Source organism: Chroococcidiopsis cubana SAG 39.79 (genome assembly GCF_003991895.1).
Lineage (GTDB): Bacteria > Cyanobacteriota > Cyanobacteriia > Cyanobacteriales > Chroococcidiopsidaceae > Chroococcidiopsis > Chroococcidiopsis thermalis.
Genome location: NZ_RSCK01000005.1, coordinates 96,942 through 113,187, shown reverse-complemented (window position 1 = coordinate 113,187; position 16,246 = coordinate 96,942). Strand labels below are relative to the sequence as shown.

Genomic DNA, 16,246 nt, shown 5'->3' with positions numbered 1-16,246 from the left:
AAGATTAGACTAAAAATTAATAACCGATCGCTTCAGGATTTTATACGCGATGTTAGCTCCTATACTAAGTTTACTGGCTTACGCGAACGATCCACCGATCGCACCCTACAATCCCAGCATCCGATCGAGCGATCGCAGCGTTCAATTAGTTAAGCAACAAAATAGCGCGATCGAACAGTTACTATCTACTAATGAATGTGAAGGATGTAACCTAGAAAATGCCGAGCTTCAAGGTGCAAAATTGAGGGGTGCAAAACTGAGAGGTGCAAATATGAGAAATGCCGATCTTAGTTATGCCAACTTAGAAAATGCTGACTTAGAAAATACAAATTTAGAAAATGCTAATTTAGCAAGTAGCAATCTTCAAGGTGCGAAATTAGAAAATTCTTACCTGAGATCTGTCGATTTAGACAATGCTAACTTGAATAATGCCAACTTAGAAAAAGTAAATCTGGAAAATGCCAATCTAGAGGGTAGCAGTCTTCGAGGTGCAAAACTAGACACTGCTTATCTCAGGGGCGTTAATTTTCGAGATGCCGATTTGCAACTCGCAATATTAGAAAATGCTAATCTTCAAGATGCTAATTTTCAACGGGCGATTCTCCGAGATGCTGTACTAGATGATGCTTATTTGGGAAATACAAACTTAAGAAATGCCGATTTACGAAATGCTTCTCTACAAGATGCAAATTTGCAAGGGGCAAAATTAGTAGGAACTAATCTGCGCGGTGCAGATCTTAAAGGTGTTTATTTACCTGATGGTATGAGAAATGATTAGGTGATTGGGAGTTACCCAATTGAAGATTCAGATCTCGATCCCCCCAACCCCCCTTAAAAAGGGGGGCATTGTTCCCCCCTTCTCAAGGCAGGCTAGGGGGAATCTTTGAGGATCTATCGTTTTTAACCAAACTGTATCGATCTATATCTTCTTCCAATCCTTTTTGCTCTACTAAATCTACTTCAAATACCTCTGCAAACGATCGCGCAACTTGCAATTTCACCTGCTCTAGTTGAATATCTGGTATCCATTGAGCTAAACTACCCACGGGTTTATCGGCAATCCCGCAGGGGACAATTTTACTGAAACCTGCCATATCGGGACAGACATTTAAAGCAAAACCATGCATTGTCACCCAGCGACTGACTTTAATCCCGATCGCGGCGACTTTATATCCTTCCAACCATACCCCAGTTAAACCAGGGACGCGATCGCCCTGCAACCCGTAAACCGCTAACACGCGAATTAAGACTTCTTCTAGCTGCCGCAAATACCAGTGCAAATCTTTGTGGTGGAATTGCAGATTTAAAATCGGGTAGCCTACCAGTTGACCGGGACAGTGATAAGTTACCTCTCCACCTCTTTCTATCCTATATACTTTTTCTGCACTTTTGTCAAGGTCGAATTGCAGAAAATCTAAACTAGCTCCGTGTCCTAAAGTGTAGACTGGCGGGTGTTCTAGCAAAATTAAGACATCAGGTAAATCGGGATCTTGGCGGCGCTGTTGCAACAGATGTTTTTGCCAATTCCAAGCCTCAGCATAACAGACGAGTCCGTAATTATAAAGATAGCATTGATGGCGTTTCATGGAGATGATTACAAGCGATCGCAAAAAAGTTCAAGCGTATTTTTTACCAAATTTTATTGCATTTGCGATTGACTACATCAAGAAATGTCAAGGAATGCGAAGGATATTAAAAAGAACTAAAACCTCTCTGTTTTCCAGAATACAAAGTGCTAACTTGAAAGTAGAAACACAAACACAGCAGGGAGGAAGGCTTTACCACCACGCCAGACTCGATGTGAAAGTCGAGATTCTACTAGGAAAAATCCCAGATCGCCCTCCAACTGGGAAATACCTGTAGTTTATTAGCAGGAACAAACCCTTTTCGTCAGGAAGTGCGACTGGTAAATTTTCATCGCAAAATAGCGAAGTTGATAAACTAAAGCGTGGTGAAATGGTGACAAAAAGCGCACCAATCGATTGATTTCTGGAGTACTTAAAACACCAGAATTCGGGCTTTTAGTAAGTAGACACTGACAGCAAATTGTTGCTGCTTTGTATTTAACCTAACACAAATTTGGTTCGTATCCATCGGGAGAATTAAATATGAAGCTTGTGATCCATGGCAAAAACATCGAAATCACCGATGCCATTCGCGAGTACGTGAATCAGAAAATAGAAAAGGCAGTCAATCATTTTCAAACTCTAACCACTGAAGTAGATGTTCATTTGTCAGTAGCCCGCAATCCCAGGATCAACCCAAAACAAGCAGCGGAAGTCACAATTTACGCCAACGGAACTGTAATTCGGGCAGAGGAAAGTAGCGAGAACTTATACGCCAGCATCGATCTAGTCGCCGATAAAATTGCCCGACAGCTACGCAAGTATAAAGAAAAATTGCAAGACAAGAAAACTCAGCCAAAAACTAGCTTAGAGGCAGTAGAACCACCCGTTGTTAATGATTTGATTGGCGATCGCACTCCCGAATTACCTAGCGAAGTCGTCCGCACGAAATACTTCGCCATGCCACCAATGACACTGAATGAAGCCCTAGAACAACTACAACTCGTCGATCACGATTTTTATATGTTCCGCAATGCCGAAACTGGAGAAATAAACGTCATTTACGAACGCAATCATGGTGGATATGGCGTAATTCAACCCCGCAACGGCAACGGACACACGCACGGTAATGCTAAGAACGGTAAAGCCCAAACTTCGGTAGAAAAGCCACAGGTTTCTAAGTAACAACAAGTAGAGACGTTACACGTAACGTCTCTACACTGATAACTGTCTAAGCCTACAATGGAATTGGCGAGAAGTTGCTAGGAAGGTAGCGATGAGAGTACCACAGGCTTTCTTGACAAAATTCCGAGCTGCATTTGTCGGTGTCAGCATACTGATGCTAGGGATGCAACCTAGTTATGCTATAGAAACGTTACCAAGGCAAATCAAACCGCAAGAAAACCTACAGGTAGCAGCAACGCACAACAATCGAGGCGTAGAGTTAGCCGAACAAGGAAAATTCTCAGAAGCGATCGCGGCTTTCAATCAAGCAATTGAAATTTATCCTCAGTACGAAAACGCTCACAATAATTTAGGGCTTGCTTTTGGCAATCAGCAACAGTACATCCAAGCAGAAAACGCCTTCAAACATGCTCTTGCCATCAATCCGCGTAATTTTGAAACCTACAATAATTTAGGAATCGCCCTCGGTAGTCAAGGCAAATTTGCAGAAGCGATCGCTGCTTTTCGACAAGCAATTCAACTCAAACCCAACGATCCAACCTCTTACCAAAACCTCGGTGTAGCATTTTGGAGCCAAGGAAATTTGCCCGAAGCACAAGCATCTTTGCATAAAGCCAAAGATCTCTACTCCACACAAAACAACTCAACAGGCATAAGTTATGTAGAGCAGATTTTGCAACAGATGGAAAAGTAATGGGTAGTTGGTGAGTGGCTAGTGGCTAGTGGCTAGATTCAATTTCAGTAACTAGTCACTAGCGACTAGTTACCGATAACTGATTATATTGGCAGAGTCACAACAAAAGTCGTTCCTATTCCAACTTCACTAGTGACGCTAATTTCGCCGCTGTGCAAGTCTACACACTGTTTGACAATAGACATTCCCAAGCCCGTACCAGAGATATTTTCTACGTTACTACCACGATGAAAAGAATGGAAGAGTTGTTCTATATCTTGAGCCGGAATACCAATTCCTCGATCGCGGATGGAGAAAGTAGCTTTTCTGGCTTCAATAAATAAGCTTAAATCGATGTCACCGCCTTTAGGCGAGTATTTAATTGCATTGGAAAGTAAGTTACTCAAAATATAACGGAGCAATTTTTCATCGACATTAGCAGTTATCGGTTGTGCTTGACTGGTAAAAATAATTGAGTGTTTGCTACTAGCACTCATCCGCATTTCTTCTACTAAGTCATGGCAAAATTGTTCTAAGGGTACTGGTGTGGGATTGAATTCGAGTTTTTCGGCTTCAGCTTTACCAATCAGTAAAACATCATCTAACAATTGTGTCATGCGTTTGGTAGCAATTTGAATTCGATCGAGATACATGCGTTTTTTATCTTCTGAAGCGCGATCGCCAAATTGTTCGAGTAGCTTAGCTGACATTAGAATTGTTGTTAGCGGAGTCCGAAATTCGTGAGATGCTGTAGTAATAAATCGCGATTTCAGTTCTACTAACTGTTTCTCTTTTTCTAAAGCGTAAATCATCTCAGCTTCGGCTAACTTTCGTTCTGTGATATTGCGAAATATACCACGGGTAGCGATTGGCTTACCATTGATAATTTTACAATTAATACTACCTGCAACCCAAACTTTCTCACCTTGTTTAGTTATAAATGCCGTTTCTATTTCCGAAATCTGTTTTCCTGACATGACTTCCCGAAAAGTTTTCTGGCAATGCTCTAAATTATCGGGATGAATAACATCAAAAATTCTCAAACGAGAAATTTCATCTTCACTATAATCTAAAGTTTCTTTCCAGGCTCGATTTACATATACTAAATGACCGTCTGGTGTAACACTTTGAATTAAATCGCTAGCATTTTCAAATAAATCTCTATAGCGTTCTTCACTCTCTCGGAGAGCCGCATCAGCTTGCTGACGCTCGTTAATTTCACGCTCTAATTTTCGATTAGTTCGCAATAGTTCTTTGGTACGCTCTTGGACTCTTTGTTGTAGAGATTCGTTTGCTGCCTGCACTTCTTGAAACTTTTCATTTAAAGCCACCGTCATGAACTGAAAATTCCCAATCAACGAATTAATTTCTACTACCTGACTAGTAGGAAATTGCATCAAGTTATTTTCTGGCAATTGGGAGGATAAATCTGTAGTTACAGTAGCTAACTGGGTTAATGGATTTGCTAATTTACGGCTGAGTAGTATGCCGCCAATTAAAACAATCAATACCGTAACTAGCATGAAAGTAAGGTCGTTAATATAAGTTTGCTGTAGGTGGTCGATATAAGGTGCAGCCGGAATTTCTAAAATAAGTTTCCATTGAGAACGATCGTTCAGCGGCTGTTCTTTAACATATAGAGAGCGTCGCCAGCGTACCATCGCCGGAAGTTTGCCTTTAGGTGGTAACCATAGGTATGTATTTTCAAAATATATATTTCCACTGGCTGTCTTTTGACTCAGCGATCGCATTTCTCCCCCACGCAGGCGATCGAAATTTTGCATTAGTTGTAATTTAGAATCGCTACTGGCAACGATCTGATTATGAGAGTCGAGAAGAATAATTTGGTGAACTCTGTGAGAAAGCTGCGATCGCAAAAAGTTCTCTAAATAGGAGAGGTTGAGGTGAGCGTATACTACACCAGATAAGCGATTGTTAGTTAGTATCGGTACGCCAATATCGATTTGGGGAATTCGTTCATTCGGATGGATGTGGACGTTGCCTATAGTGGGTTTGAGACTAGTTTCGATCTGCTTTAAAGTCTTTATGTGCTGTGCATCTAATTTGCCAGGTGAAGTTAAGGCTGGATCGATTTGGGGTGCAGAGGCAACAATAGTATCGGTAGCATTAATAACTTGTAATAGAATTAATTCGGGATAAACTTGCTGTAGCAACTCCAGGCTGTGCTGTAATTGCGTTGAAGGCGCGTTAGCGGTCGTATTATTAGTAGCTAATTGACCGAGTTGAGATAAAACATTTAAATATTCGCGCTGGCGATCTGCCAAACCAGCTATCACCTCTTGAGCAGTATCTTTAAGTTCAACTTGAATTGTGTTGTGGATCTGTTGGGAAACCAAATTGCAATCTAAAACAACTAAAATTAGTGCAGGTAAAAAACAGGAAGTCGCACAAAGAGATAACAAAACCTGTCGCATGGATGGAGTATGCCTGACTTGGGCACGACTCACCCATCTAGAAATAGGTAAGTAATTAATTGCCAAGCTAGCGATAATAGAGTTAAAAATGCCATTGACAGACTGTTTCAACACCACTAACCAAGTTTGAGCCGAATCGACGTGTAACAAGCGGGAATAAAACAGCCACACCAACGGGATACCCAACACCAGCCAGTAAATGACATCTAATAGCACCAAACTTTGTCTTTGGTTGCGCCACAGTAAACCAATAAATAATGCTTCGCCAATCAAAACGATCGCGGCGTAGGGATGATTCCAGAGAAAGAAAGTGTGTACGGAGGCGATCGCTGCGGCAATTGTTCCCCAGCGAATACCGAAAAAGCGCACTACTAATAAAACAGAAATACTACCAAACAAAAAATCTACGCCAAAAAAGAGCGGCAAGCTGAAATAATTACCTGCATACCCTGCCAATAGCAAAATCGCCATTGGCAACCACGAGCGTCTAGGAATTGGGGGTAGTAACATGGTTAACTTTTAGTTACTGCGGCTTTTTAGCATCGCCTCGTAGAGATTACGAGCAAAACCACTGTTGTTAGATTAGTCCAGTTCCGAAATTTTCAGGATGAGTAAAATTACTGATGAAAGCGATCGCGACCCAACTTGCAGCTATTGTCAGCCCAGAATCTGTCTTGGAATGGGAAGATATAGATGCGATGCGACAAGAACACATCCAGGGGGCGATCGCCTCCAATATCGCACCTAGCTGCATTGTCTATCCCCAAACGCCAGCCGAACTAGCAGCAGTCATGGCATATACCGACAGCAACAACTGGCGAATTTTAGTCTATGGCAGCGGTACAAAACTCAGCTGGGGAGGACTGGCAAAAAATATCCAAGTGCTTGTCAGTACCGCACGCCTAAACCGACTCATCCAACACGCTGTCGGAGATTTAACCGTAACTGTAGAAGCGGGGATGAAATTTGCCGATCTACAAGCAGTGTTAGCCCCTACAGGACAATTTCTTGCCCTCGACCCCACCGCACCAGAATCAGCTACAATCGGGGGCATTGTCGCCACGGCTGATACCAATTCACTCCGACAACGTTACGGCGGCGTGCGCGATCAACTACTAGGTATTTCCTTTGTCCGTGCTGATGGAGAAATTGCCAAAGCTGGGGGACGAGTCGTGAAAAACGTCGCTGGCTACGACTTAATGAAGCTATTTACAGGTTCTTACGGCACGCTAGGCGCGATCGCCCAGGTAACACTACGGGTTTACCCCCTACCACCCGCATCCGGGACGGTGACGCTGACAGGCACGGCTGAGGCGATCGCCCAAGCGACATCTAAAATCAGGAGTTCGGCGTTAACTCCCACCCAAGCCGACCTGCTATCTTCTCATCTAGTCACTACCATAGGAATAGGTCAAGGACTAGGATTAATGGTTCGCTTTCAAAGCCTGAGTGCTAGCGTCCGAGAACAAACCGCACGGCTAGTAGAAATGGGACAACAATTGGGATTGCAAAGCACCACCTACTCAGATGCGGACGAAGCTGACTTATGGCAACAATTACAAGTACAAATACGTTCTCCTCAACCAATGCAAGCAGTTACTTGCAAAATAGGAGTATTACCAGCAACTGCTGTTGCAACTTTGCTCTATTTAGATCGGGTTGCTCCAGAATCGGCGATCGGTACAATCCATGTTGGTAGCGGTTTGGGAGTTATCAGATTTGACAACACTAGTGTCAAGGCAAACACGGTTTTAAGTATGAGAACTCACTGCCAAAATCAAGGAGGTTATTTGTCTGTTTTAGAAGCCCCAGCAGTATTTAAGCAGCAGCTTGATGTCTGGGGTTATCGAGGCAATGCTTTAGATTTAATGCGACGCATAAAACAACAGTTCGATCCAAAAAATGTTTTGAGTCCGCAAAGGTTTGTCGGCGAGATTTAATAAACATTAGTTAATTGTTGATAGTTAATTGTCGATCGCTATCAACCATCAACTATCAACTATCAACCATCAACCACTATGCAAACTTCAGAAAATCCTTTAAATAATCATTTAATAGATCCAGAAACGGGGTCGATTAAGAATTTAAAAGGGTTCGATTCACAACATCCCCCCGATCCGAAACTCATCGATACCTGCGTTCACTGCGGCTTTTGCCTATCTACTTGTCCTAGTTATCGCGTCATTGGCAAAGAGATGGATTCGCCTAGAGGTAGAATCTACCTGATGGACGCAATTAACGAAGGCGAAATTGCTCTCAATACCGCTACAGTAGAACACTTTGATTCTTGTTTGGGATGCCTTGCTTGCGTCACCACTTGTCCTTCAGGGGTGCAGTATGACAAATTAATTTCTGCCACTCGTCCCCAAGTAGAACGCAACTATCCTCGTAGTTTAGGCGATCGCCTCTACAGAAAGCTTATTTTCTCCTTCTTCCCCTATCCCCATCGCCTGCGGTGGATGCTAGTGCCTTTATTTTTGTATCAATTGTTAGGCGTGCAAAAACTCGTCCGCGCTACCAAAATCTTGAAATACATTTCTCCTAGATTGGCGGCGATGGAATCGATATTGCCTAAAATTACGCTGAAATCTTTTCGGGACGATTTGCCTACGATAATTCCAGCACAGGGAGAAAAGCGCTATCGGGTAGGAGTAATTTTAGGTTGCGTCCAACGGCTATTTTTCTCTCCCATTAATGAAGCTACTGTCAGGGTATTAACAGCAAATGGCTGTGAAGTCGTCATCCCCAAATCTCAAGGTTGCTGTGCGGCGCTACCCCATCACCAGGGACAAGAAGAACAGGCGAAAGCACTAGCCAGACAGATGATAGATGCTTTTGCCGATACAGGCGTAGATGCGGTCATTATTAACGCTGCTGGCTGCGGTCATACTTTGAAAGAGTACGGACACTTATTGCAAGACGATCCAGAATATCGGGAAAAAGCACAAGCATTTGCAGCCAATGTCAAGGACGTACAAGAGTTTCTCGCTACTGTCGGCTTAACGACAAAACTTTCACCCTTATCTGAAAAACCTTTAACTCTGGTTTATCAGGATGCTTGTCATTTATTGCACGGGCAAAAAATTAGCGTCCAACCCCGTCAGTTGTTGCGACAAATCCCAGGAGTGCAGTTGCGCGAACCAATCGACGCAGCTTTGTGTTGTGGCAGCGCTGGAGTTTACAATATGTTGCAACCAGATGTTGCCGATGAATTAGGTCAGCAAAAAGTCCAAAATTTATTAAATACAGGTGCGAATTTGATCGCATCTGCCAATCCTGGTTGTACCCTGCAAATAAGCAAGCATTTGAAATTACAAGAGAAAAAGATTTCGGTCATGCATCCGATAGAATTGTTAGATTTGGCAATCCGGGGAATACAGTTATCAGTGACCAGTAACCAGTGACCAGTGCATTTGTAGGGGCGGGTTTGTCGATTCGATCGGCAAATCACAAACATGTTTGATAAACCCGCCCGATCGCCAAAACGGATTTACCGATATATTTAAATCAAACAATACAAATTGTTGCGAACCTGCCGCTACAGAGATGGCGATCGCCTACCCAAGTTTGTCTTAAACTGTCTCCAAAACCAAGCGAATGTTGCGTATACCGAGATCGCAGCTGCGATAACTTTTACTTTGTCCCATAACAGTTGTTTCTGCCACAGTTCTAGATTCAGAAAAAATGAACTGTAACCGTTGACATTAATTCCCCCAAATGGTGCGATCGTACCTACTAAGGAAATTAGAATTGAAACTGAGGCGATCGCTAGAAAAATTCCTCGCAGCAGCTTTGATTTTTGGATGGGTTCGAGAACGTGAGTTAACGGCACGCACGCTAATAACATAATTGAAGCGAACCATCTGACTCCATAACTATGACCGCTATAGTTATTGCTACGAAAAATATAAAACATCACGTAAGCTAAACAAATCGCAGCAATGAATAAATACTCTTTTTTATATTTAAAACCTGGTTGCATTATCGCTCTACTCCAGCCATAAATTGCAAATAATAAAATTGGGGTATAGGATAGCAGACCTCTACTACCAAAAAGCATATGAAAAGCATAAATAGCTAAACTTTGTAAATCGTGTCCTACCAATCCTGAAAGATTACCTGCACCAAAATAAGACCCCGGATAGTCCCATAACTTAGCATTCATTGCTGGAGGAATGATACTGCCAGAAGTATAAAAATTCAACCATATATAAAGTAATATCATCGGAATACAAGCCAAAACGAAAGAAAGCTTAGCTCGATGACACTGATTAAATAACAAAATAGAATACAACGGAATTAAGGCGAACATTGTAATATCAGTGCTGCCAGCAAAAGCAATAAAAAATCCGGCGATCGCGGCATTTCTTACTTCGTGTCGTCTGAGTAATAAAAAGTAAAAGCTGAAGAGTAAAAGACTGCCACTAAAAGCATGATTGTTAAAAACAATTGAATATGGTAGAACTAGCGTTCCCGCCCCCGCCAGAAGCAGCACAATATTTGTCCACTGCTCGTCAATCCGAAAGAATTTAAAAATCTCGTACAAGCAAACTAGTCCTAAGCTGGACATAACGCCCATAATTAGTACTGTTAACAAAAAGTAGGTCACAGATTGATGTGTGGCAATAGTCAGGTTAAAGACAGATTTTAGAAATAAATAAAATACCGAACTATACAAAGCCATAATTGGTGGCTTGTCAGAATAAAAATGATTTTGATAGAAATATTTATCGCCAGTCCAGATATAAGTAGAGCGATCGATACTAAAAGTGTGAAAGTCCACCAGTGACTCAATCGTTGCCATTCTGGAAGCATCGTTCCAAGAATTAGTCTCTAATTTTGTTAAAATTGCAAACAAAAATAAGAATGCAAAAAATATCTGCATTCTTTTCACGATAACTTTATTTAACATCATGAATCAATAATTTTGACTTTTGAATTTTGACTTTTGAATTTTTTATATGGCTTCTCGCTCTAGTAGCAAAGTCACGGGACCATCATTATCAATAAAAACATGCATCATCGCGCCAAACTCTCCCGTTTCTACTTTTAAACCACTGTCGCGTAGCTTTTCCACAAACAGATTGTATAGGTTTTTCGCTGCTTCTGGTGCAGCCGAGCGGTCGAAGGAAGGGCGGCGACCTTTACGACAATCGCCATACAGAGTAAACTGACTGACAACTAAGAGTTCGCCATCGATTTCTGTGACGGATTTTTGCCAGCGATCGTTCCCTTCCTCAGCACCAAATAGACGCAATTCCAAACATTTACGCGCCATCCAGTCCAGTTCTGCTTCCGTATCAGTATCGGCAATTCCCACCAGCAAGTTTAAACCCCGTCCAATTTTGCCAATAGTTTGTTCGCCAACGGTGACGTAAGAAGATTTAACTCGCTGAATGATGACGCGCATAGTGACGAAATAGAGAGTAAAGAGCGATCGCCATATTACTATTACCAAATATGCCAATGGCGATCGCTTTTCCAGCACCAAAAATTTCTTATTTGTCGTTGCTAGCGTCGTGCGGTTTGCTTTGAGTCATTTGTCCGATTAACTCCAATACCCTTTGCTCGAATTCTTGAGGAGAGACTCGTCCTTTGGTCAGAAACTCCGTATGTCCTAGCTTGAGCCGATTTCGCTCCGACTGGTCGAGGTCTTTGGCAGAATAGACGACTAAAGGAATACTGTAAAGGCGATCGTGTTGATGCAGCCACTCAACGACACCAAATCCATCCACTTGAGGCAAAATTAGATCGAGAATCAGTAGATCGGGTTTGATTTCTTGACTTAAACGAATTGCCTCGCGTCCATTTTTGGCAAGAAAAGTTTCAATATTATGACTTTTAAGCAGTGCGAGCAAAAGTTCGGCTAACTCGGCATCATCCTCAACCAGCAATACCCGGACTGGTCGAGCGTTTTTAGCCAGAGCTAGCTTGAGAGAGTCAAACAGCGAGTTTTCATCAACTGGCTTACTCACCCAAGCGCTCGAATTTTGACTGAGCGGACTCTGACTAGGAGCGCAAATACTACAAATGACGATGGGAATGTCTTTCGTATCCGATCGCTCTTTCAGCTTTGCCATCACCTCCCAGCCATTCATTTTTGGCATCAGCAAATCTAGTAAAATTGCATCAGGATGTAGGGTAGCAGTAGAGGCGATCGCTTCTTGTCCAGAATGCACGACGACCGTGCGATAGCCTTTATGCTCAAGCAAGGTTTGTAGTTCAGTCCCAACATGAGGATCGTCGTCACAGATAAGTATGAGGGGAGACGAGTCAGGAGTAAGGAGTGAGGGAGGAGTTAAAGTTAAAGAGTTATCTGCCTCGCGACTAGACTTAGCTTGTAGGATAGGCAGCGTAAAGTAAAAAGTACTGCCTTCACCCAGAACGCTTTCAACCCAAATGTGTCCGTCATGCTGTTGTACGATACTGCGGCAAATTGCCAAGCCTAAACCTGTGCCATCATACTTGCGGGAATCTGTTGAGTCAACTTGTTGAAATCGTTCAAATATACTATCGAGTTTGTCGGCTGGAATACCGCGTCCAGTGTCTTTCACTTGGAATGTGATATGAGGGGTGAGGAGTGAGGAGCAAGGAGCGAGGGGATCGGAGAAGTTTGAATTTTGGATTTTGAATTTTGGATTTTGGATGTCTTCCCCTGTGTTCCCAGCTCTTCCAGTTCTCTCTACTTCAGTTTCTCTCGCTCCTCGCTCCTCGCTCCTCGCTCCTAATTCCACACTCAACCAAACCGTACTACCACTAGGCGAGAATTTAATTGCGTTAGAAAGTAGATTGGTGAGAGTTTGCACGATGCGGTCTGGATCTGCCCATACCTGGATCGGTAGGCTAGAAACAGATAAGGTAATTCCAGCTTTGTCGGCGAGAGGCTGCATCACGTTCACTGCTTCAGTTATCAACTCGGTAACATCGCAGCTTTCTTTTTCCATCTTCACCTTACCCGACTCGATCCGCTCGATATCGAGAATGTCGTTGATCAAACGTACTAGGCGTTCGGTGCTATCGGTGGCAATTTGCAATAAGCGTTGTCCCTGCGGTGAGTCTGGCTGGAGTAAACCACTAGCCAGCATTCCTAAAGAACCATGAATCGACGTTAAAGGCGTGCGGAGTTCGTGACTGACGACGGAAATAAACTCATCTTTCATCCGCTCGATTTGCTTGCGATCGCTCACATCATGCAAGTAAACCGTATATACTGTTTTTCCTCCCAAATTTAACTTGGAGATACTCGCCTCGGCAGGAAATTCAGTCCCATCCTTGCGGCAACCGTAAATTTCGCGTCGTTCTCCCATCCGGCGAGCTGAATTTGGGGATTGACCGAATTCATCTACGTGCTGACGATGTGCGGTAGCAAAACGCATTGGTAGTAACAAGTCGAGCGGTTGTCCGATCGCTTCTGCTGCTGAGTAGCCGAATATTCTCTCGGCTCCAGAGTTAAACAAGGTGATGCGTTGATTGCTATCGATTGAAATAATCGCGTCATCGGCTATTGCGACGATTCCGGCAAATAAGGCTTGAGAATTTTGTAATGCTGCTTGGGTGCGCTGGCGCTCGTTTAACTCTGATTGGAGTTGCTCGTTCAGCTTGCAGCGATTTTCGCTTTCGACATTGTTCGTTGCTCTGACTTGGTTAATCCGGTGTAGTAGTTTTATCCGCTCTAAGCGATTGACGATCCGAGTCACGAGTTCGGAACCCACGATCGGCTTACTCACAAAATCATCTGCACCAGCACTAAAAACCCGATCTACAATGTCGGCATCGTGATGGACTGTCAAAAATAAAATTGGTAGATCGCTCCAGCGCGGCTCGTTACGTACCACCTGGCATAGGTCGATGCCATTGACATAGGGCATTTCCACATCTAGGATCAACAGATCCGGTGCAGTGGCTTCTAAAGTTTCCCAGAACCGACGCGGATCTTCTAAAGTTGTCACTTTCAATCCCCAAGGATTGAGCAATGCTGGTAACACTGCGAGGATTTTTGGATCGTCGTCCACAACAAGTAGATGAGCTTCTGCATGGGGTGCATTTTCTAATGCTTGCGCCACTGCATCTAGTACTTGTGCGGCAGGCATAGGCTTTTGCAAAAAGGTGCATCCACCACTACGAGCAATTTGCAGCCGATGGCTCAAGTCTGTTTGCTCGGTCAAAACTAGCACTGGTACGGGTGGCTGACGCTGCTTCAGTTCCGCTAGCAAGCTCAAACTCTCTTCATGACGCGAACAGATATCAGGATCGAGCAGAACAATACTGGGATGCTCTTGGTAAAGCTTGTTTCTAGCAGTATCGAGGTTATTAGCGATCGCGACCCTAAATCCTCTGTCTGTAGCTGCTGCGGTTAACTGTTGGGCGATCGAGCGTTCGCGATTGACTATCAGTAGCAATGGTTGCTCTGAATCTGCTTGTGGCTTACCTGCTTCTCCTTTCTGCTCAATTTCTTGACGCAGAGCCAACACTAGACGGCAAAAATTTGTTGCCTCAGATAGCAAGACAGCGCGATCGCCTTTTAGCATCTGCTCAATTTCTTTTGCCAGTTTCGATCCTTGCGCCAAGCCGAAAGTTCCTAACGATCCTGCTAGGGTATGCGCTTCTTTTCGTGCTGATTCGAGCAGTTCTGGAGACAAGGCATTATTTGCGCTGACAGCAGCAGATGCTTGCTCCAACACGCCAATCTGTTCTGCAATCCTAGGCTTAAATTTATGCCAAATTCCTGCAACTGCCGATAGTGTTGAGTGGTGAGTGGGGAGAATTCGGAATTCGGAATTCGGAATGAGGAGTGACTTGTGACTTGTGACTTGTCTTGCTCCCCTGCTCCTCTGCCCCTCAGCTCCCTCAGCTTCCTCAGCCCCCTCAGCTCTCTTCTCCAAAGGCTTGAGACGATACCCAATGCCGTAGACAGTTTCAAGCAGATCGCTATTAGCTCCTGCGGCTTTGAGTTTTTGCCGCAATCCTTTAATATGAGTTCGCACGGCTTCTTCGCTGGGAAGGTCTTCATAAGACCAGAGATGTTCCAAGATCGTGCCGCAACTAAAAACGCGGCGACTGTTACGTAAAAACAGCTCTAAAAGTGCGTATTCCTTGGGAGTTAATGACAAATGCTTTTGACGATAGGTTGCCTCACAACTACTCGGATCTAATTGCAAGTCGCCCCACTTTAGTACTGGCGGGGAAACTAAACCGCTACGACGCAATAGCGCTCGTACCCTTGCAACTAACTCTTCTTCATCAAAAGGTTTAATTAAGTAGTCATCTGCACCCGCATCTAATCCAATTGCCTTCTCATGGCTGCTATCTCGACCAGTTAACAATAAAATTGGCATTGACAAACCTTTAGCTCTGATTTGACGGCAGAGACTAATGCCATCCAGTTTAGGTATGACGACATCCAGTACGATTAAGTCATAGTCGAAAGCTTGGACTAAATCCCAAGCAGCAAGACCATCGACAGCAACCTCAACTGCATAGTTGTGGTTGGTGAGAACGGCAGTTAGTGCATGGGCGACTAACTCGTCATCTTCTACAACTAAGATTTTCATTGCTAACTAGCTTTTCCCTGGCGATAGAAGATAGCAATTAACGAGCAAAATACAGAGGAAATGCAATCCAAAAATTGCTATCAAGCCGATCTTTAATCAAGCTACTTTATAGGAATCGCTTAAGTTTACAAGTAGCAAGAATTTGTTACATGGGAAAAGCCGATCGCCTAATATATCAAAACCTTAGCGATCGGAAATGACTCGCCAGTTGCTACAGGGCGCGGAAACCGCCTCACCACAATGTTTCCACTATACAAACCTTGCCGCGATTTTCAATTGCTAGACTTGTATCCGAGTGATACTTCACGTTCAGCCGACTGTAGTTTCTCTGCTGGCTGCGCTGGGGACTGTACCGTTAAGACAGAACAAGAAGCGTGATGCAAGACGTAATTGCTGACACTACCCATAAAAAATTCAGATAAACCCCTGCGTCCCCTGCGTCCGGTAACAATTAAATCTGCCTTCCAAGCCAAAGCAAAGTCGCAAATCAGCCGCCCAGGACTACCTGATAGTTGCCGAAATTCCACGTTGAGCCCAGCAGCCATTGCTTCTTGATGGCGCGATCGCAACATGTCCAGACCTTGTTTTGTAAACGCTTCTCGCTGCTGTTGGTACAATTCCATATTTTTTTCATACACCGATGGATAGTATTCCAAGCTCGGTAAAATCGGTGTAGGGCTGCCAAGTTCTTCTTCCGATACTACGTGCAACAACATCAGGCTGGCGTTGTTTGCCTTAGCTAAAGACAAAGCTGTATCGAACACCTGTTTGCTACTTTTTGACGTATCTACTGCAACCAAAATTTTCTGGAACATAACAACCGCCTTTGCAATTCGT

General features: G+C 43.6%; 12 protein-coding genes. 6 read left to right on the top strand and 6 right to left on the bottom strand.

Features of this window, described 5'->3' with window-relative positions:
* The first annotated feature begins 49 nt into the window (after positions 1–49).
* Positions 50–778, top strand: coding sequence for a pentapeptide repeat-containing protein (locus DSM107010_RS05210; protein ID WP_106171163.1), 729 nt, complete (start codon positions 50–52; stop codon positions 776–778).
* A gap of 82 nt (positions 779–860) precedes the next feature.
* On the opposite strand, the gene lipB is transcribed toward DSM107010_RS05210, so the two are convergent.
* Positions 861–1,586 carry a lipoyl(octanoyl) transferase LipB gene (gene lipB, locus DSM107010_RS05205; protein ID WP_015154630.1) on the bottom strand — a complete coding sequence of 242 codons (726 nt, stop codon included), beginning with the start codon at positions 1,584–1,586 and terminating at the stop codon, positions 861–863.
* Here lipB and DSM107010_RS05200 point away from each other — a divergent pair.
* The 3 genes from DSM107010_RS05200 (at position 1,585) to DSM107010_RS05190 (ending at position 3,444) form a co-directional block, all read left to right on the top strand.
* A complete protein-coding gene (locus tag DSM107010_RS05200; protein WP_106171161.1) occupies positions 1,585–1,863 on the top strand; it encodes a hypothetical protein in 279 nt (92 codons plus the stop codon). The two genes, lipB and DSM107010_RS05200, sit on opposite strands and share 2 nt — an antisense overlap.
* Before the next feature lie 245 nt (positions 1,864–2,108).
* Entirely contained in the window at positions 2,109–2,750 is a 642-nt protein-coding gene (gene hpf, locus DSM107010_RS05195; protein WP_015154632.1) for a ribosome hibernation-promoting factor, HPF/YfiA family, read from the top strand.
* Positions 2,751–2,841: 91 nt separating this feature from the next.
* The gene (locus DSM107010_RS05190; protein WP_015154633.1) at positions 2,842–3,444 is read left to right on the top strand and encodes a tetratricopeptide repeat protein; all 603 of its coding nucleotides are present in this window, start codon (positions 2,842–2,844) and stop codon (positions 3,442–3,444) included.
* An 83-nt stretch (positions 3,445–3,527) separates the two neighbouring features.
* Here the strand turns inward: DSM107010_RS05190 and DSM107010_RS05185 are convergent, their stop codons facing one another.
* The gene (locus DSM107010_RS05185; protein WP_106166072.1) at positions 3,528–6,368 is read right to left on the bottom strand and encodes an ATP-binding protein; all 2,841 of its coding nucleotides are present in this window, start codon (positions 6,366–6,368) and stop codon (positions 3,528–3,530) included.
* Positions 6,369–6,481: 113 nt separating this feature from the next.
* Between DSM107010_RS05185 and DSM107010_RS05180 the strand changes: the two genes are divergently transcribed.
* Positions 6,482–7,798 carry an FAD-binding oxidoreductase gene (locus DSM107010_RS05180; protein WP_015154635.1) on the top strand — a complete coding sequence of 439 codons (1,317 nt, stop codon included), beginning with the start codon at positions 6,482–6,484 and terminating at the stop codon, positions 7,796–7,798.
* A 78-nt stretch (positions 7,799–7,876) separates the two neighbouring features.
* Positions 7,877–9,262, top strand: coding sequence for a (Fe-S)-binding protein (locus DSM107010_RS05175; protein WP_015154636.1), 1,386 nt, complete (start codon positions 7,877–7,879; stop codon positions 9,260–9,262).
* A 134-nt stretch (positions 9,263–9,396) separates the two neighbouring features.
* Here DSM107010_RS05175 and DSM107010_RS05170 read toward each other — a convergent pair whose 3' ends face one another.
* From DSM107010_RS05170 to DSM107010_RS05155, 4 genes are all read right to left on the bottom strand, one after another.
* Positions 9,397–10,773 carry a hypothetical protein gene (locus DSM107010_RS05170; RefSeq protein WP_127022499.1) on the bottom strand — a complete coding sequence of 459 codons (1,377 nt, stop codon included), beginning with the start codon at positions 10,771–10,773 and terminating at the stop codon, positions 9,397–9,399.
* 42 nt (positions 10,774–10,815) lie between these two features.
* On the bottom strand, positions 10,816–11,268 hold the full coding sequence (gene dtd, locus DSM107010_RS05165; RefSeq protein ID WP_106166070.1) for a D-aminoacyl-tRNA deacylase: 453 nt from the start codon (positions 11,266–11,268) through the stop codon (positions 10,816–10,818).
* 88 nt (positions 11,269–11,356) lie between these two features.
* The gene (locus DSM107010_RS05160) at positions 11,357–15,409 is read right to left on the bottom strand and encodes a response regulator (RefSeq protein WP_127022496.1); all 4,053 of its coding nucleotides are present in this window, start codon (positions 15,407–15,409) and stop codon (positions 11,357–11,359) included.
* A 272-nt stretch (positions 15,410–15,681) separates the two neighbouring features.
* Positions 15,682–16,224 (bottom strand): universal stress protein, encoded by a 543-nt coding sequence (locus DSM107010_RS05155; RefSeq protein WP_015154640.1) that lies wholly within the window; start codon positions 16,222–16,224, stop codon positions 15,682–15,684.
* Between the last annotated feature and the right edge of the window lie 22 nt (positions 16,225–16,246).